Origin of the sequence: Enterobacter sp. 01-M-03-SI-ECC, from assembly GCF_047530215.1 — a bacterium.
Classification (GTDB): Bacteria; Pseudomonadota; Gammaproteobacteria; order Enterobacterales; family Enterobacteriaceae; genus Enterobacter; species Enterobacter chengduensis.
On the sequence record NZ_JBLKDA010000051.1, the window covers coordinates 1 to 16695 of the forward strand.

Consider the following 16695-nt stretch of genomic DNA (forward strand, 5'->3'; position numbering starts at 1 on the left):
CGCCATCAGACCCTAGCGTCAGCCCGAAACCCCGCAGGGGTTCGGCGGAGCCCGGCGGGTGCGCCAGCAGCCGCCCTGGCGGAGTGGGGCTCGACGACCGGACAGCAGTGCTGGCCGGGAGCCGAAGGGGGCCAGAAGTGGGATTCTGGTGTTTTCAGAGAATTTGCTGATCGGGTTTCAGAGCCGCCACGCCACGCCACGCCACGCAGGACCGTATACGTGACAATTTGCCCCCACAATGCCATTCCTCTGCATTTCTCCTGACTTACACCAGGGGCGGGAGGGGGCAGCGCCGCAGGCGCTGGCCTTGCCGCCCCGTCAGCCCGAAGGGATGACTGGGTTTTCGCGCGCGAACAGGCGGCGCCTATGCCCCGCCCGGATTATTTACTTTCCATCCCCCTGACCGCCCTGGAGAATGAAGTGGCCGCAAAGATAGACGGCGCACTGGCGGGTAGCCGATTCGCAGATCTCATCCAGCACTTTCGCTGTGGTTACGGGGCTGAGTCCTGATTCACGACGTCGCTCGTTGATGAGCGTTTTATACTGGCGCAGGATGCTGCGGGTTTCCGGTGACAGTTGCATGGTGTTCTCCTTTTTTCAGTTTCCGGAGGCAATGCCTCCGGTTTCTCAGTCAGGCATTGAGCGCAGCGCGCAGGCGCAACATGACGTCATTTTCTTCTTTCAGGGTTTCTGCCGCTGATCCGCCTCCATCCTCCGCGCATACAGCGATACGCTCCATTTCCTTCCCTGCAAGCTGCATCACCACCGCAAGCGCCGCAGCCGGAATGGTGACATTACGGTGTTTCCGTTTTTCTTCCACCATCACCTCAACAATGTTGTAGATGAGAGGGACACATCCGGAGGGATACAGCTCTGCCTCCAGTCTTTCCATCACCACGTCGATCTCTTCATCACTGAGATCCCAGTCAATGCAGAGACCGCGAATATCGTTCCGGCTCCAGCTGGCGAATACAAATTTCTCGCCGTCATTATCGTCATCACGCAGCATTTCGATGGCGATCTCTTTTGCTGTACCAATCATGTTTTCTCCTTTAGTCGGGCGGCATCGCCGCCCGTGATCAGTCAGTCAAGGGCACGCCAGATCGTGGCGCTTTCAGGATGGGTATCAGCAAATGCCATAAGCTGCTCATAACGGCGGCAGAAGTGGCGGCACAGCTCCTCATGGTCATGGTTACTGTGGTGCCAGCTCCGGTGATTCAGTACCAGCGCCGTGAGGATGATCCCCGCCACTTCCCCGCTGACAGTCTGCTCAAACCAGTTTTCCCGATTGCACAGGGTCAGGCTCTCCACGTCAGGCGCCATATATCCGCCGCCTTCCGGCAGCCGGTAAAACTGCCAGAATCCCCCCTGATACTCAGGGCAATAACGCTGGGCGTAGGCGTACACGGATGCCTCGGACGTCATAAAATCGCCCCCAAACAAATCAGGCAGGAAAGTCAGGCGCTGCGCACCCTCAAGACGAACAGCATCACAGGTCACGGTCTGGTTCATAGATCCTCCACGGTTAACATATTCTCGGTTCCGGCATCGCCGTGACGACACGACAGACCGGCGAAAAGCGGAGGACACAGGGGCGACGCCGCAAGCCGCAGCGCAAAGCCTTCACGGGCTGAATGCACCGTGAAGGGTGCGAACGGGTGAGGACGGAGGCGTCAGCGAACCCTTGTGGCCGATGCGGCCGGGCTACAGTGAAGTCACGGCGTATGCCGTCACCGCACGGAGCTTCAGGGGAGTTTCATTGTCCCGACGTGGCCCGGAGGGCGGCGGCGGATAAAAGCGGAAGGTACTGACATCCTTTTCGCAGTGGATGGTTGCCGGGGCGTTACCCCGGCGTTCTCTCAGGCGGCCAGTGCCTCCTGTAGGGCGCGAACGTTATTCAGCTCATTTCTGACGGATTCCGGCTCCTGCCGCCCGGATTCCCAGGCCATACCGATCCGGTTTTCCAGCTCGCATTCATAGTTACGCAGGACGCGGGACAGAAGTACCGCCGGAACACTCACCTGATGGTTTTCCGCCTCCCGCTGACGGGTCAGGAGATCGTTGATAGTCTGATGATTTACCCCTTCCTGGCGGTATTGCGTCATTTTCATTTCGCCGAGGGCCTTCATCACCTCCCGGATTTCAGCCCCGTCCGGTTCTGGCTGGGCTTCACGGCAGGCTACGCTAATCCCCTCCTCCGTCCAGACCAGCAGGACCAGGGGTTCGTCAGCCGTGAACATGTTTTCAAGCTGTACACAAAGTTCTTCGCGGATTCCGTACATCGTTTTTTCTCTCCTGCTAAGGGGTTACAGGCCGGGCCTCAGCCCGGCAGGGTCAGTCAGTCCTGAAAGGTTTCGTCCAGCACCAGAGCTTCACGGTAGGCTTCCAGAAGCAGGGTGTTGATCCGGCGCAGGGTCTGCGCAGCCATACGTTCGGTAAGCGTTGCCGCGTCGTGCCGGTGCTGCGATTCGAGGCGGTTCAGCAGCATCCGCACGTCACACATGGCATTGCTGAGCGCGGCCACGTCCGCGCGCAGGGTTTCAAGGCCCGGGTAGTTCATGCCGCCTCCGGATAGTCGGGATAAAACGCACCGTCATTGGCCGCCGGCATCCTTCTCGCCCGCTCAACCTGCGCCAGGCGGCGAACGCCGGCGGCGTGGTACTGCTCAAGCATCTCAATCCCGATATAGCGGCGGCTGGCTTCGGCGGCGGCCACGCAGGTGGAGCCGCTGCCGGCGAACGGGTCAAGGACAATGGCCCCCGGATGCGTGAGCGATTCAATCAGCGGTCGCAGGCTCTGCACCGGCTTCTCCGTCGGGTGGTGTCGGTTGCCCGTGTATTTCCAGGGGATCACGTCCGGAATGGGACGGTCCGGGGTTTGCGGCCTCCCCTTCGCCAGCAGGTAGGCGCTCTCATGGGTGTAACCCACGAACGTCGATTTTGAGGCGTAGGACTTGGCGAAGACGATATGGCCAACCACCCGGAAACCGGCCGCTTTCCACGCATTCAGAAACAGATCCGCGCGGTTCCAGGCATAGAAGCTCACCATAAGGCTGTCGTTTTTCAGCACGCGGTACATTTCATGACAGGCGGGCTGGAGCCATTCGGCTGAGTTGTCCCCGGCCAGGGTGCGCCCGGTACGGTCTTTATAGCCAACCAGATACGGCGGATCGGTAAGAATAAAATCGACGGCACGCGCCGGGAAACGGGACATCACCTGCACGCAGTCACCCAGAATAAAACGGGACATAGACACACTCCTCTCTGATATGCGGCACCCTCTTGCGCCGTGCCGCCACAAAAACCCGGCTCTGAGCGGAGGGCGCAGGGGCGACGCCGCAAGCCGCAGCGCAAGCCTTTCACGGGCTGAATGCGCCGTGAAAGGTGCGAACGGGTGAGGACGGAGACAACGTGAACCCTTGCGACCGCAGCGGCCGGGTTAGCGTGAAGGCACGGCGTTGAACACGCCGCCGGCTGGCGGCAATAAGGCGGAGGGAACCGACATCCTTCGGTGCCGGTTCTGGTAGCTGATGAGTCAGGCAGAGTATGGCAGAATGTACACTGATAATGGATTCGCGCCGTTATCTTACATGTATGCCTTTGATTTCAGGACGTCCCCGACCGGCGACGTCCTTTTTTTTTCAGTCGGATATATGGCAGGTGAAAAAAGGCAGCAATTGTGCAATTATCTGTGCCGAAAACATCTGATGGGTTTTCACTTAAAACGAATATGACACATTTGAGGACGCTCTTTTCCCGGAAAGCGTCCTGCTTTTTTTTCGTCAGCGCCCCTTCACTCCGTCAATGGCAATCTGCAGCGTGTCCCAGTTAAATCCGATTCCGGCATCATGGCTTCGGTCGCAGATACGCATTGCTTCTGCAATTTTCTCTTCAGACAGACTGTCATCAAGTGAAAGAAAATCATCTGCCAGCCAGAATGTCCCCAGACACAGTGCATCCGGTGGGTACTGCTTCAGCCTGGCCATGAGTCCTGCCACCGTCACATCATCCCGGCAGGCTGAAACAGGCGGCAGCACGCGATCGGCGATGTCATTCCAGCACCAGTCATCCTCCTCCGGCACCGCTTCATGCAGGGTCTGTAATTCCACGCCCGGGAGCTGGGAAAGCTGCTCCCGGATTTCACCCAGGTACAGTCGTTCACTGCTGGCATCCTCGCTCCCCAGGTAGTGGTTGTTGATATACACGGCAAATTCGCCGTTATTCAGTTCAATACAGGTCAGTCTGAACATGGTTGTGTCCTCAGCATCCGGCACCCTCTTGCGCCGTGCCGCCACAAAAACCCGGCGAAAAGCGGAAGACGCCAGGGCGACGCCGAAGCCGCAGCGCAAGCCCTTCACGGGCTGAATGCACCGTGCAGGGCGCGAACGGGTGAGGACGGAGGCGACAGCTTCCCTGGAGGCAGAAGCGGCCGGGTTAGCGTGAAGGCACGGCGGGGCGTTGTCCTGGAGGAGAAAGGAAATAAATCTGATAATTCATGACGATATATTTTGACTTAACGCAAACTGCCTCTAAACTTTCAGAACAATAACAGCAAGTATGCTTACGGCAGGGGTTGATGTCACCCTGCCGTTTTTTTCTGAAGTGCAGGTACCGGATTTAACGGCTCTCCGGTGCCGCACCAATTCTGCGCAGTGCCTCCTGCACTTCATGCAGCCCAAAAACATCATCTGCAGGCGGATTCTTTCCCGACAAGCTGCATGCCGTCAGGGTCGAGTTGTATGCTGAAACCCGCTGGCGATGCAGCGCCTGCAGGGCCACAATTACGAGCGTACGTTCGTCTCCTGTCAGGTCTTCAAGCTTCATACCGTTTCCTTCAGGTTAATGTTCATATTCATCCCCGTCCCTTTGGTTTTTTCTCGTCAAACGCCAGGAGAACCCCGAGGCCGATCAGTGAGGCATAGCAGACCTGCATCGCGATTGTCACCGGCAGGGATATGTTATCAGCCAGAACGCCGGGAACCACAACGGCCACGCCTGCCAGTATCATTCCCCTGCCGGTCTTTTTGACCAGATCCGGCCACTGAGATTCAGGCACGTTCCGGGCACGCAGAAAGTTATGAATGCACTGCTCTGCCTTCTGTTTAATCACTGACATGTTCTAGTCTCCGAATGCCCGTTGCATATTTTTCTTTATCCTGGTCGCTTCACCGGTTACCGGTGCGGCAGGCTGTGCTGGTTTCTCCGGTACTGCAGCCTTACTCACGCCAGCCGTACCAGCCATCTGCTGAACCAGAACCTGCAGCTCGCTGACCGTGCCGGGCGGTACCGGCATGCTGGCCAGCAGACGCGGCAGCTCCGGCGCGGTCGTATGCAGGGCCAGACCGGTGATAATCAGGTTTCTCAGCAGCTCTCCACGCAGGCGGGATGACACGCCCGTCAGCACACGCTCAACCCGTTCACTGCTCCGGTCATCCTGAAGCGTCAGGGTGTAACGCCGGCGCTGGTATTCCGTCTCCGGTGACATGGCCAGAGCCGCCACGCCACCATCAGGCTCATCTGGAAGTCCTGAGAGTGAAGACCAGGTACCGGAGACCAGGGCCATCACGGCGCAAAGCCGGATGGCGCTCAGCTGCCCGTCAAAGAACACCGGGATCAGCGCCGGTAAACGGGCATCCGTCTGGTACATCACCGCCCCGGCGGTGGCGGCGGTCCGGATGAAGTCACCGCGCAGGGGCTGTGAGATGGTGCTGATGGTCGCCATCGCCGCGATGTCGGTGCGATCGTCGCTGTGCAGATAGAAAGAATACTGGCCGTCCGGCACGTTTAGTCCTCTTTATTGTAAAGGGCAATCTCTCTGGCCAGCGCCAGCTGCGGATCGCCGATAACCTCGATACGGTCAGGAGCCAGAGGCCAGGCCTGACGGATAGCCTCTTCAATGAGGGATGCCCCTCCCCCGACCAGGAATACCCGGTTAACGTTTCTGAAGGCCGTCAGCTCACTGGTGACACGCGCCCCCAGGGAAGTGATTGCCTCTGTAATTTTGTTCAGAACATCGTCAATTTTTCCGGCATCGTTGATCACTCGCTGCAGATACTGACGATCATTGCGGTTGCGGATGACCGTGTCAGCAATAAGCGCGCTGGTTTCGCTGTCTGCAGCCCGCAGCGCGCCTGCAGCTGCGCGGGTGACCTGTGACACGCCGACAGACGGATTGCCGTGTACCGCACTGATATCATCAAACTGTCCGACAATCACGCCGGCATCGAGCGTGGTTCCGCCGAGATCGATAATCAGGGTGGTCTCAGCGGGTCCGGGCTTTAGCTCCGCGAGACGGGAGAACGCCGCCGGCAGTGATTCCGGCATCACCTTCACGTCCGTTACGGTAAATGCCCTGCCCTTATTCAGAACCAGCTCACGCATCAGGTTTTCCCGTTTGCGTCGGATGTTCTCCTCGTTCCGCTGGCAGTCCCCGTCATAATACTCGCTCAGGGGCAGCGTCACGGTCAGGCTCACCGGCTGCGGCTCAAGTCCGCTGTTCAGCAGCGCATGATGCACGGCCAGCAGGTTGAGATCACCGTACTGATATTCCACGTTTGTTGTCGGGATGGCATCCCGGCTGACGCTGTCCCAGGTATATTTCAGCGTGCCCACCTGATAGTTGAACGTTGCAGCACTGAATTCCGCCACTTTCCAGCCATGCCGGAAGGAGTTAGCAGAAACCCGGGTCTGCAGCTCGTTTCCTTCAAACCATGCCAGCTTAACATTAGTTGAACCATCATCGCAGTAAATATTCATCATTATGCTCCATCAATTAAACTCAATTTGATACACATTATAAGAGCAAAATGGAAAAACAAAAGCATTATTTCTCATTATGAGTAGTATAAAGCACTCAAAATGATATTAACTAGCATTTTGAGTAACTTAGGTTACTCACCCTGTTCATGGCGCAGGCGATCTGGATTATCCTCACGCTGTTAAATATACTGTATGCATAACCAGTATATTTAGACATCAGGAGGAAAGATGAAACTGCAGCTTTTCAGCACCGGGAAAGCACTCCCGCCAAAGGCCCATCCGTTGTTTGCAGACCTGGCCAGCTGCGGTTTTCCCAGCCCTGCCGCTGACTATGTCGAGTCCGACCTGGATCTCCATGATTACTGCATACGGCACCCGAGCGCGACTTACTATCTCCGTGCCAGCGGTGACAGCATGTCCGACGGCAGCCTTTACAATGGCGATCTGCTGGTTGTGGACAGTGCAGAGAAGCCCCGGCACGGCGATATTGTTGTGGCCAGTGTGCAGGGGGAGTTTACGGTTAAACGGCTTCTGCTGACGCCACGACTGACGCTGCAGCCAATGAACGCCGCCTGGTCGCCGATTTATCCCGACCCGGACGATCTGGATATCTTTGGCGTCGTCACGCACATCATCCATCGCCCGAGGGAGATGTACTGATGTTTGCCCTGGCCGATGTGAACAGCTTTTATGCCAGCTGCGAACGTGTTTTCCGCCCTGATTTGAAAGGAAAGCCGGTTGTGGTGCTCAGTAATAACGATGGCTGCGTCATCGCAAGAAGTGCCGAGGCAAAGCCCTGGATCAAAATGGGCACGCCGTGGTTTCAGATGAAAAACGAAAAGTACCCGGAAAAAATATACGCGTTCTCAAGCAACTATGAACTTTATGCCTCGATGTCAGCGCGCGTGATGAGCTGCCTGGAGGAGCTGGCCCCCAGGGTGGAACAGTATTCGATTGACGAGATGTTCCTCGACCTGACCGGCGTTGAGCGCTGCATGGACCTGGAGGACTTCGGCCGGCAGCTGCGCCAGCACGTGTATGACTGTACCCGTCTGACCATCGGCGTGGGTGCCGGGCCGACGAAAACCCTGGCAAAATCAGCCCAGTGGGCCTCAAAGGAGTGGAAACAATTTCGTGGTGTGCTCGCCCTGACCCGGGGGAATCCTCAGCGAACGCGGAAACTGCTTTCACTGCAGCCGGTCGAAGAGATCTGGGGCGTGGGAAACCGTATTGCACGCAAGCTCAATGTTCTTGGCATCAGGACCGCGCTCGATCTGGCACTGACGAACCCGGCCTTTATCCGGAAAAATTTCTCCGTCGTTCTCGAGCGAACAGTGCGCGAACTGAACGGGGAAAGCTGCATGTCGCTTGAGGAAGCACCGCCTACTAAACAACAGATTGTCTGCAGCCGCAGTTTTGGCGAGAAGATCACTGAATACGATTCGCTCCGCCAGGCTGTCTGTCAGTACGCAGAGCGGGCCTCAGAAAAGCTGCGTAAAGAGCGCCAGTATTGCCGGCATATTTCCGTATTCATCAAAACGTCTCCGTTCGCTGTTAAAGAGCCTTACTACGGCAACGTGGCCACGGAGAAACTGCTTACCCCCACTCAGGACACCCGGGACATCATTGCGGCCGCCACAGCGGCTCTGGAGCGTATCTGGAAGGATGGGCACCGGTATGCCAAAGCCGGTGTGATGCTGAATGACTTCACCAGCTCCGGCGTTTCGCAGCTGCAGCTGTTCGACGAACGTCCTCCACGTCCTCACAGCGCTGAGCTGATGAAGGTTCTCGATGGCATTAATCATTCCGGGCTGGGACAGGTCTGGTTTGCAGGACGAGGGATTGCGCCTACATGGCAAATGAAACGCGATATGCTCTCCCCTGCGTACACCACTCGCTGGAAAGATATCCCCATAGCGAGGATCGGTTAAATTTCGCCTTTCAGAGAGAGCCAGTAGTGCTCGCCGCAGCCGAACGGCAGGGCGAAGCCCGCGAGTGAGCGAGGAAGCACCAGGGAACTGCACGGACAAATTCTGCTTACGCTCGGAGTCTAATGGTTAGCTCCTTCAGGTTTATCCACTTATCCACGGACATATTTTTATAAGATCTTTTTAATAGGTTGTTAGGTTTACCTTTTTAGAACGTCTCTCAGCCCTTTATTCATGCGGGTTTGAGAAGGGTCTTTGTGACAATTTGCCCTTTCAGTGTGACAAATCACCCTCAAAACCCCGGTTTATCTGTGACAGATTGCCCTTAACCCTGTGACAAATTGCCCTCAAAAGCTGCAGTATTTCACAAAGTTATCCCTACCTGTTGACTCTTTTTCATTTAGTGTGACAATCTTAAAATCTGTCACACTTTACACGGATCTGTCATGACGGAAGTTGCGGTTATCAACCATAAAAAACGTAAGAATAGCCCGCGTATTGTTCAGTCAAACGAACTGACTGAGGCGGCATACAGTCTGTCCCGCGATCAAAAGCGTATGCTTTATCTCTTTGTGGACCAGATCAGAAAATCTGACGGTACGCTGCAGGAGCATGATGGGATCTGTGAAATTCAGGTCGCCAAATATGCGGAAACCTTCGGCCTGACCTCCGCCGAGGCCAGTAAAGATATCCGTCAGGCGCTCAAGGGTTTCGCGGGTAAGGAAGTGGTCTTTTATCGCCCTGAAGAAGATGCAGGTGAAGAAAAGGGATATGAATCCTTCCCCTGGTTCATCAAACGTGCCCACAGTCCATCCAGAGGACTGTACAGCGTACATATCAACCCTTACCTCATCCCTTTCTTCATTGGTCTTCAGAACCGTTTTACACAGTTCCGACTCAGTGAAACGAAAGAGATCACGAATCCTTATGCCATGCGTCTCTACGAGTCGTTATGCCAGTACCGTAAGCCGGATGGCTCTGGCGTGGTATCCCTGAAAATTGACTGGATCATGGAGCGTTACCAGCTTCCGCAAAGCTATCAGCGTATGCCAGACTTCCGCCGTCGTTTCCTGCAGGCGAGTGTCGATGAAATCAACAGCAGAACGCCGATGCGGTTATCGTATATCGAGAAAAAGAAAGGCCGCCAGACTACTCATATAGTCTTTTCCTTCAGTGACATAACATCCATCACCCCTGGATGAATCTGAGGGTTCGATGTCACAAACATGAGGGTGGTTCGTCACACTTTGATTCTAAAGTTAAGGGTAATTTGTCACAGATGCTACCTTCACACCCGAACCGTACTGGAATTATGGTTCGCACCAGCTCAGAATCTTAGCTTTTTACCGCTGATTGAGGGCAGTTTGTCACAGTTAGCTAAGGGCAACTTATCACTCATTAGTTTGAGCACTGAGTGTCATTTGTCACAGATAGCATAACAGCATCCTCTATCCTGAAATTCTGCTTCAGGGCTAATTGTCACACTTTGCCTGAAACAATTCGGCTTCAGCGCTATCTCCGCATTTTTCCAGCGGTGAAAATGTGTCTGAGCAGAACGATATTAAACGTTTTATCTGAAGCCGCTGGCCAGCCCGGAGGATCTGTTAACAACACCCCTTCTTGCGCCATCCAGCTGTGAGTTTTGTGTTTGCGCTCGATGTACTCCCTGGACTCATACCCCATCGTTTCAATGATGAAGGTCGTCACTGAACTTTCTTTGGCCGGAGCTACGTTCAGGATAAAATCGGGGTGAATGTCTTCCTCCTCACCGTCCTTGATGCTTTTTGTCGTGAACAAGGGTTTGCTGAGACTGATCGCATTCGGATGATTTGGTTGACGGCCGGCATAACTGCTGGCGTTGATGATCACCTTCAGGGTTTCACGCTCCCTGTTACTGTCGACGGGAACTGGATTATCAAGCGTGTAGGCGGCATGAGCGTAGCCTTCATGGCAATAAACATTACCATCTCCTCCCCTCCGGTATTCCAGAATTGTCCAGTAAGGGGCGCGGCTGCCGACATTGTATGTGTTTTCACCATTGATACTGACCCTAGCCTCCGGTCGGTGCACGAAGTTTTTCCCACGAACGCTGAAGACTACCTCTTCCCGGCTGACGTCTGTCGCTATCCCGATGACATACACGCACGGTTCTTTTTTCTGGCTGTTGATACCCAGCATCGTTTCCAGCTCTGAAAGCATGCAACCAATACGCTCGATGCTTAACCAGGGTACACAGCTGAATAACTTGCTCAGAGGTGTGCCGTTGCTCATTGAGTGGTCTTCCAGCACGTCTTTGAGCCTGCTGATCGCCCCCGTAAGCCCAGGACTCTGGTACTCAGGAATCAGTTCAAGCTGGTTCAGGCCCGCAGCCTGGATAAGCGTCAGTAATTTACGCCCCAGAGCCGGAACGGGTTTCAGCATTTTTCGCTTGCGCTTACGTGGTTCTACCGGTTCTTCCACGTTGGCAGCTCTGACATCCTTCTTCTTGTCCGGTAGCCAGTCATCCCCGCCAACAGGATTCAGTGGGCTTGTTTTACCTTCAACAACCGTGTTGTCAGCGTCTTTCTCTTTTTTCAGACGAAACAGCGGACACTGTTCGTCATGCGGCCTTGTGGTCTTTACATGACGTAATTTGGCTACGTTCACTTCACAATTAAATGGGCCTTCAGCTTCAGGGTCAGGGTTAACACAGTCGCACTTGATCCACAGTTCCTGTCTGTCCATCTCGTTGAGAACCATATTCACAATGCGCAAATCTGCCTGGCCTGGTTTTCGCCCATTACTGAAGACGTGAAGCAGGGCTTCCTTTTCAGCCAGAGTCAGTTTCCTCTCAAACCGCCCTCTGGGATTTTTTTTCCAGACCAGTTCCATTCCTTTCTCCTGACAGCGAAACGCTTCAAATAATGATATTGAAATGAATTTCAAAAGTATTACAAACGAAATACAAATGAAACACAATAAACCATACTTCTGGAATGAAAATGAAGTACAGGTACTGAGATTCAACTTATCTCTCGTACTTCATTTTTCGACGACGCTCTTCATAAATGAAATACAAATAAAACACAAAAGAATTACATTTGTACGTCATTTTTATTCTCGAATTGCAGCTGAAGCCCATCCAGAATCTGTTTGTCTATACCAGCCAGAAACACGTGCATGAGCTCCTCGAGCTCATTTACATGATAGCCCTCAATTAAGTGGTGCTTCCCATTCTTATCACGGCCATTTCGGTGAACAATGTCGTGTCGAACGATCACTGAACGCGCTATATCATTCAATATATCGGGCGGGAAACTGACAAGGAGACATTCCTGATAGAGTTTTTTCACTGTCGCAATATGGTGAAACGACAGGCTGAGCAATGCCGTCTCGATAGTCTTGTCCAGCGAATCGAGCAGATTGAAGACCTCTGAAAGTGGCTTTTTGGAGCTATTCTGGAATGCCTCGTAGCTCTCAACGAAACGTCGCTTAACAGGAGGATGCTTTACTGCCCGTATGAAAATATCTGCAAGGTAAGCTTCCATAACGGTAATTATGCCGGAGTAACACATTCTCACCAGTACAGGATTTTCGGGTGCAGAGGCGACCAGTGTACTTAACTCTGAAAGGCTCTGTCTGGCATGTCTAAGCGGTTGAGTGGCTCCTGCATGTTTTTCTTCCAGATCGTCAAAATCATCAGTCCATCCGGCAGAAATGAGCCATTTCAGGTCCAGTTCGCATACAGCGTCATCCTCAGTGATTAGCAGAATCGCTAAAGCGTAAAAGTCTTGTTGTGTACACGGGAAATTAAAGTTCGTATCACGAACCCAGGAGCAATCTTCGTCGACCCAGCTGACCATCAGGGAAAGGACAGGATCACCTGTTTTAATCCACCTCATATACGGGTTGTCATCACTCTCTGTGCTTGGCCAACACGCCGCCTTTTTTAACCGGTCAAGCCAGTCATCCAGCGTCGCATTGTCAAGAACCGGGATGATGTGCTCCAGCCACGCAATTTTGCCACCTCGATAAGCGCCCCCTTCTTCGGAATGGAGTTCGCTTTCAAGTTCCGCAATAGAATCCGCTTTCCAGGACTCAATGGCAGTAGAAAAATCCCTTTCGAGAGCCGTCCGGTCATATCCGTTCAGCTGTAACCGCCGGCGCATCTGCGCTACGGTCGTCCGATAGCCGATAAACGTCTCTTCTGACCAGCTTCCGTCCTCCTCTTTGACAATCTCCCTGACACGGTCGCCCTGCTGAAAATACCACTGATAATAGTCATTCTGCGTATCGTAAAGAGTGAAGTTACCGATAGAGATACTGGTCCACGTTGACATAGAAAGCCCTTAACGTAATACAATTGAAATACATATGTATTTTATTATTTCTCATTGTGACCACGAAACGATTACAAAAGGATTTCTTTTGTAATTCAAATGAATTTCAAATGTATTCCTTTTGTATTGTTTAATCATCATGATAACGGCTGTCACCATCGCAAAATTCACATCCTCTAAAATGCCTCAGTTCAGGCACGCTATCGCTGAAGTGGTTGCAGAACCCGCACGCGTGCAGTTCTTCATAGTAAGAAAGACAGTGAGTACAGAGATAACCATCACCGAGTTTACAGACACTGTCAGGTGTCATGCAGTTTGTGCAACCGGCAGGCAGTACGGAGTAATCCTGTTCATCGACGCTCCGGAATGTTTCCTCATCGAGAAGCGTCATTCGATCGACGACCTCGTTGCAGTTGTCACAGGTAAAAGGTTCATCACCTTCAGGTAAGGACTGTCGCTCGTCACAGTTTGGACAACTGAATAAAATATGACGGGACTGACTGGTACAGACATGGCATCGGGTAATGAACAGCGTTCGTTCCTCACTCCCGGTGGAATGAGATTGGGTAACCTGTGCTTCTTGTTTGCAGATATCACAGACGGCTATCTGCTTACCGGATTTGGCCAGCGCATCCAGTTCTTCTTTAACTTGCCGCAGCCGAACGGCAGCATAGAACTCACTTCCCCTGAGCAGTCGGGTTTCACCGTGCGCCAGCTTCCAGCTGTAGCTGTCTTTAGCGCCGAAGATGGACTTCCATTCATCCCGCATGAGACGGTTGAGGGCAAACCAGGCATCTGCCTGTTCTCTTTGGATCTGATTCTGTTCAGCGTCAGTGAATGATGGATGATAGAAGTGAACCACCCGGTTGCGGTGCTGCCTGACTTTATCGAAAACGGTCATTGTTTCTTTAGGCAAGGGTTTCTCGAGGATGTCCCCGAGGCGGGTACAGGTTTCATCGTAAGTCACGGACTGAAAATCGCCTGCAACATACTTACTCCGGACAACTTTTTTACCTGAACAGACCAGTGTCCAGTGTTCGTGTACGAGGGGGACTTTCAGCAGGATCTCAACCGCGGTCCAGAAGCTGACGACCGAGAACTTCGCTTTAGATGCTTCCAGCTCTTCACGCGCCTTATCCAGAAACGCCAGCCCGTTGTCGATCAGGGCCTGAACATCCTGGCTGAGTTCAGGGGCCCGGGGTTCCTGGTCTGCATCATCATCATCATCAAACATGTGCCTTTCCTTGCTTCAGTTATTACCGCGCAGCAGCTGCAGCGCGTCACGTGTATCGAGGGTGAACCGCAGCTGCTGACTGGCGGCGATATCGAGCGCGAATATCTTCGTGTACACCTCGGTACTCTCAAACTTCTCGTGCCCCAGCAGACCCTGAAGCACCTTCGGGTGAACGTGGCCATATAAAAGGTGCATCGCAAAACTGTGCCTGAACGTGTGGGGGCTGACGTCGATACTCAGTCTGACACCGTCACGATTTGCAGCATCCGTAGCCCGCACCAGCCAGTTACGCACCGTCCGGTCGGACACATTCCACACCGGCTGCGCGCGGCGTTCGCCGGTGATGGGGTCATCCTCAAACTGCTCCTTCGTGCTGGCGAACAGCCGGCGCATCTCATCGACGTAGGCCGGATCGGAGAGCGGGACAACGCGGTTGGCACTTTTCCCCTTGCGCGGACGGCCACCGCCGGCACGCCGCTGCTTGGCCGTGCGCAGAACGACATGCGGAATGCTTTCATTGAGGTGAAAGTCGCGTCGCCTCAGGGCAAGGCATTCGTTCAGGCGCGCCCCGGTATTCCATAAGGTATTGAAAAAAGCGTGCTGGCTCCAGTCCTGAACAAAGTGCAGAAGTCCGGCCACTTCCGGGGCCAGCAGATATTTTGGCAGCTCGGTGTAGTGCCGGGCCATCTCGCGCAGGGAAAGTGCGCGGCCGTAGTCCAGGCCCGCCGGCTGTCCCGTTGCCGGCAGGGCAGGGGAGGCATTAATAAAAGAGGGCAGAGTCATGGTGTCCCCGTCGTTCTGGTCACGCTGTGTAAATTCTGGCGGGTCACACCCTTGCAACCCGGCCATTTTTCACGCAGCGCAATCTGATGAAGTTCTGCTGTCATTTTCGTCGCTCGCGACCGCGCCTGCCACGGAAAAAACCCGCAGAGCGCTGCGCGCTGAATTTCCGCTTTCTGGATATATACCATAAATCAGAAACAATTATTTTAGCGTGAGCAGAGATCGGGATCGGAAAAGGATCGAAAAAGGATCTTTTTTGCCTGGATGATGGGGTCAGAAGGGGAGGGAAGGACCGTATGTTGTGTTCTGTGACAAACTGCCCTCAGTCGGGTGACCTTTCCTCAAATTACATAAAACGGAAAGGATGTATCCGGGCACTGATGTGCCCGGATGAGGAGGGATGAGGTTTAGTCAGTAGGGGACGTAAGCAGGGATTGCATATCGAGATCCGGCGCACAGGAGATATCATCATCGCTGCCGTTAGTCAGTTCCTCAATGTACCTCCGGATTGTTTCACACTGCTGGAGGTAATAGGCGATCTGCAATGCTATACGTACCCGGGATTCTGGGACACCCCCCATTCCGAATGTATCATTCATTATTTCCCGGAAAGTTAATTCCTGGTGAAATTTTTTCGGACGTTCGTTAATAAGGCTCATAACTTTTTTGAACAAATCAGAAAACGTAACCTGCTCTCTCATATTATAGTCATATCGGTAAATCGATTCTGCCGAGTCAATATCGCCATTCTTCAGCAAAATCCACCCGTAAAGAAGTTTACCGTCATGAATATCCACTCCAGATGGATGAGGTGTTCCATCACCTTTAGCAAACACATGCTTACTCAGTAATTGACGCAGGGTCGCTTCCAGCGAGGTTAGCTTTTCACGTAAAACCCCGGTGGAATCATCGATGCGGTTAGACATTGCCAGATTGATAATCAACATGTGAAAAAATAGATTCAGGTTCGCTTCTATTACTGCGCAGAACCGCTTTTCTGTCTCTTCACCGGGATTTTTTATGGGTTGTATCGCATCAGAAAGCCTTCTTACCTGGGTCTGAAGGGTTGTATAAAGATGTACCCCCATGACTCTGACGTCATGAAGATATCTTTCGGTAGGCGTCTCCATACATACCGCAAAATTATCCAGAAACTGTTGATACTTTTCACCGGCGCCCTCGAACTCAGAATCTTTAATTACCTCGGTCACAAAGCTGGCCTGGGTGCGGACCTCTTTGATAAGCGACTGGACATCAATGTCGTTATACCAGATGTTGGTTTCTGTCCTCTGGATCAGAAAAACAGGCAGATTGACGGGCTCGACTTTGCCATTAGACAGGATTTTTCCTGATGAGACATCCCTGATTATCTGGCGTGGAGATTCTGCTACAGCTTCTCCGGTAAGCAGTTTTTTTTCATGGTCTGAAATTTTTTGTAGCTTATTCATCATTCAATCCTGAGTTATCTGTCAGTTCTGCTCATCATTAAACAGCAAAATGTGTCTGCTGGGTACGCTTGCGCCGAAGCAAAATCGCTTTTCCGCGTATAGCGGAAAACGGAATCTATGGTCACTCCCGTTTTTGCAACACCGATTTTGACGATAAGTTGGCTTGCTTGAATCTATCCGGCGTCTGAATGGGATTTTATTCCCGCGCCTCGATGAGTTCCGCGC

At 53.2% G+C, this 16695-nt stretch carries 19 protein-coding genes; 3 read left to right on the top strand and 16 right to left on the bottom strand.

Annotated elements, in window-relative coordinates; genetic code table 11:
- Positions 1 to 384 precede the first annotated feature (384 nt).
- From ACMWKK_RS24715 to parM, 11 genes are all read right to left on the bottom strand, one after another.
- Positions 385 to 582, bottom strand: coding sequence for a hypothetical protein (locus ACMWKK_RS24715; RefSeq protein WP_023345621.1), 198 nt, complete (start codon positions 580 to 582; stop codon positions 385 to 387).
- A gap of 49 nt (positions 583 to 631) precedes the next feature.
- Positions 632 to 1042: a DUF1380 family protein gene (locus ACMWKK_RS24720; protein WP_045261338.1), complete on the bottom strand. Its 411-nt coding sequence runs from the start codon at positions 1040 to 1042 to the stop codon at positions 632 to 634.
- 41 nt (positions 1043 to 1083) lie between these two features.
- Entirely contained in the window at positions 1084 to 1512 is a 429-nt protein-coding gene (locus ACMWKK_RS24725; RefSeq protein ID WP_032656177.1) for an antirestriction protein, read from the bottom strand.
- Positions 1513 to 1859: 347 nt separating this feature from the next.
- Positions 1860 to 2282, bottom strand: coding sequence for a DUF1380 family protein (locus ACMWKK_RS24730; protein ID WP_045261337.1), 423 nt, complete (start codon positions 2280 to 2282; stop codon positions 1860 to 1862).
- Between the two features lie 56 nt (positions 2283 to 2338).
- Positions 2339 to 2560 carry a hypothetical protein gene (locus ACMWKK_RS24735; RefSeq protein ID WP_045261336.1) on the bottom strand — a complete coding sequence of 74 codons (222 nt, stop codon included), beginning with the start codon at positions 2558 to 2560 and terminating at the stop codon, positions 2339 to 2341.
- Positions 2557 to 3249, bottom strand: coding sequence for a DNA methylase (locus ACMWKK_RS24740; RefSeq protein WP_023337959.1), 693 nt, complete (start codon positions 3247 to 3249; stop codon positions 2557 to 2559). Before ACMWKK_RS24740 ends, ACMWKK_RS24735 begins: the two co-directional genes overlap by 4 nt.
- 532 nt (positions 3250 to 3781) lie before the next feature.
- On the bottom strand, positions 3782 to 4249 hold the full coding sequence (locus ACMWKK_RS24745; protein ID WP_045261335.1) for a hypothetical protein: 468 nt from the start codon (positions 4247 to 4249) through the stop codon (positions 3782 to 3784).
- A 367-nt stretch (positions 4250 to 4616) separates the two neighbouring features.
- A complete protein-coding gene (locus ACMWKK_RS24750; RefSeq protein WP_045261334.1) occupies positions 4617 to 4823 on the bottom strand; it encodes a hypothetical protein in 207 nt (68 codons plus the stop codon).
- Between the two features lie 28 nt (positions 4824 to 4851).
- On the bottom strand, positions 4852 to 5115 hold the full coding sequence (locus ACMWKK_RS24755; protein ID WP_032663691.1) for a hypothetical protein: 264 nt from the start codon (positions 5113 to 5115) through the stop codon (positions 4852 to 4854).
- Positions 5116 to 5118: 3 nt separating this feature from the next.
- The gene (locus ACMWKK_RS24760; RefSeq protein WP_045261333.1) at positions 5119 to 5781 is read right to left on the bottom strand and encodes a plasmid partitioning/stability family protein; all 663 of its coding nucleotides are present in this window, start codon (positions 5779 to 5781) and stop codon (positions 5119 to 5121) included.
- A 2-nt stretch (positions 5782 to 5783) separates the two neighbouring features.
- Entirely contained in the window at positions 5784 to 6755 is a 972-nt protein-coding gene (parM, locus tag ACMWKK_RS24765) for a plasmid segregation protein ParM domain-containing protein (protein WP_080336844.1), read from the bottom strand.
- A 231-nt stretch (positions 6756 to 6986) separates the two neighbouring features.
- Between parM and umuD the strand changes: the two genes are divergently transcribed.
- From umuD to repE, 3 genes are all read left to right on the top strand, one after another.
- Entirely contained in the window at positions 6987 to 7418 is a 432-nt protein-coding gene (umuD, locus tag ACMWKK_RS24770; RefSeq protein ID WP_045261331.1) for a translesion error-prone DNA polymerase V autoproteolytic subunit, read from the top strand.
- Positions 7418 to 8689, top strand: coding sequence for a Y-family DNA polymerase (locus tag ACMWKK_RS24775; RefSeq protein WP_045261330.1), 1272 nt, complete (start codon positions 7418 to 7420; stop codon positions 8687 to 8689). Before umuD ends, ACMWKK_RS24775 begins: the two co-directional genes overlap by 1 nt.
- A gap of 443 nt (positions 8690 to 9132) precedes the next feature.
- Complete coding sequence (gene repE, locus ACMWKK_RS24780) at positions 9133 to 9888, top strand: replication initiation protein RepE (RefSeq protein WP_045261329.1); 756 nt, start codon at positions 9133 to 9135, stop codon at positions 9886 to 9888.
- Between the two features lie 310 nt (positions 9889 to 10198).
- On the opposite strand, the gene ACMWKK_RS24785 is transcribed toward repE, so the two are convergent.
- The 5 genes from ACMWKK_RS24785 to ACMWKK_RS24805 all read right to left on the bottom strand — a co-directional run bounded on the left by ACMWKK_RS24785 (position 10199) and on the right by ACMWKK_RS24805 (position 16473).
- Positions 10199 to 11557, bottom strand: a complete 1359-nt coding sequence (locus ACMWKK_RS24785) for a hypothetical protein (protein WP_045261328.1) — start codon at positions 11555 to 11557, stop codon at positions 10199 to 10201.
- Positions 11558 to 11760: 203 nt separating this feature from the next.
- Positions 11761 to 13005: a HEPN/Toprim-associated domain-containing protein gene (locus ACMWKK_RS24790; RefSeq protein WP_045261327.1), complete on the bottom strand. Its 1245-nt coding sequence runs from the start codon at positions 13003 to 13005 to the stop codon at positions 11761 to 11763.
- 130 nt (positions 13006 to 13135) lie between these two features.
- Positions 13136 to 14239 (bottom strand): hsdR, encoded by a 1104-nt coding sequence (locus ACMWKK_RS24795; protein WP_406542950.1) that lies wholly within the window; start codon positions 14237 to 14239, stop codon positions 13136 to 13138.
- Positions 14240 to 14254: 15 nt separating this feature from the next.
- Positions 14255 to 15022 (bottom strand): tyrosine-type recombinase/integrase, encoded by a 768-nt coding sequence (locus tag ACMWKK_RS24800; RefSeq protein WP_045261325.1) that lies wholly within the window; start codon positions 15020 to 15022, stop codon positions 14255 to 14257.
- Positions 15023 to 15429: 407 nt separating this feature from the next.
- On the bottom strand, positions 15430 to 16473 hold the full coding sequence (locus ACMWKK_RS24805) for a hypothetical protein (protein WP_139136289.1): 1044 nt from the start codon (positions 16471 to 16473) through the stop codon (positions 15430 to 15432).
- Positions 16474 to 16695: the final 222 nt, after the last annotated feature.

Excerpts from the sequence above, each read along its gene's own strand:
- ACMWKK_RS24715 (WP_023345621.1), bottom strand. The coding sequence starts at position 582 with ATGCAACTGTCACCGGAAACCCGCAGCATCCTGCGCCAGTATAAAACG.
- ACMWKK_RS24720 (WP_045261338.1), bottom strand. The coding sequence starts at position 1,042 with ATGATTGGTACAGCAAAAGAGATCGCCATCGAAATGCTGCGTGATGAC.
- ACMWKK_RS24725 (WP_032656177.1), bottom strand. The coding sequence starts at position 1,512 with ATGAACCAGACCGTGACCTGTGATGCTGTTCGTCTTGAGGGTGCGCAG.
- ACMWKK_RS24730 (WP_045261337.1), bottom strand. The coding sequence starts at position 2,282 with ATGTACGGAATCCGCGAAGAACTTTGTGTACAGCTTGAAAACATGTTC.
- ACMWKK_RS24735 (WP_045261336.1), bottom strand. The coding sequence starts at position 2,560 with ATGAACTACCCGGGCCTTGAAACCCTGCGCGCGGACGTGGCCGCGCTC.
- ACMWKK_RS24740 (WP_023337959.1), bottom strand. The coding sequence starts at position 3,249 with ATGTCCCGTTTTATTCTGGGTGACTGCGTGCAGGTGATGTCCCGTTTC.
- ACMWKK_RS24745 (WP_045261335.1), bottom strand. The coding sequence starts at position 4,249 with ATGTTCAGACTGACCTGTATTGAACTGAATAACGGCGAATTTGCCGTG.
- ACMWKK_RS24750 (WP_045261334.1), bottom strand. The coding sequence starts at position 4,823 with ATGAAGCTTGAAGACCTGACAGGAGACGAACGTACGCTCGTAATTGTG.
- ACMWKK_RS24755 (WP_032663691.1), bottom strand. The coding sequence starts at position 5,115 with ATGTCAGTGATTAAACAGAAGGCAGAGCAGTGCATTCATAACTTTCTG.
- parM (WP_080336844.1), bottom strand. The coding sequence starts at position 6,755 with ATGAATATTTACTGCGATGATGGTTCAACTAATGTTAAGCTGGCATGG.
- umuD (WP_045261331.1), top strand. The coding sequence starts at position 6,987 with ATGAAACTGCAGCTTTTCAGCACCGGGAAAGCACTCCCGCCAAAGGCC.
- ACMWKK_RS24775 (WP_045261330.1), top strand. The coding sequence starts at position 7,418 with ATGTTTGCCCTGGCCGATGTGAACAGCTTTTATGCCAGCTGCGAACGT.
- repE (WP_045261329.1), top strand. The coding sequence starts at position 9,133 with ATGACGGAAGTTGCGGTTATCAACCATAAAAAACGTAAGAATAGCCCG.
- ACMWKK_RS24785 (WP_045261328.1), bottom strand. The coding sequence starts at position 11,557 with ATGGAACTGGTCTGGAAAAAAAATCCCAGAGGGCGGTTTGAGAGGAAA.
- ACMWKK_RS24790 (WP_045261327.1), bottom strand. The coding sequence starts at position 13,005 with ATGTCAACGTGGACCAGTATCTCTATCGGTAACTTCACTCTTTACGAT.
- ACMWKK_RS24795 (WP_406542950.1), bottom strand. The coding sequence starts at position 14,239 with ATGTTTGATGATGATGATGATGCAGACCAGGAACCCCGGGCCCCTGAA.
- ACMWKK_RS24800 (WP_045261325.1), bottom strand. The coding sequence starts at position 15,022 with ATGACTCTGCCCTCTTTTATTAATGCCTCCCCTGCCCTGCCGGCAACG.
- ACMWKK_RS24805 (WP_139136289.1), bottom strand. The coding sequence starts at position 16,473 with ATGATGAATAAGCTACAAAAAATTTCAGACCATGAAAAAAAACTGCTT.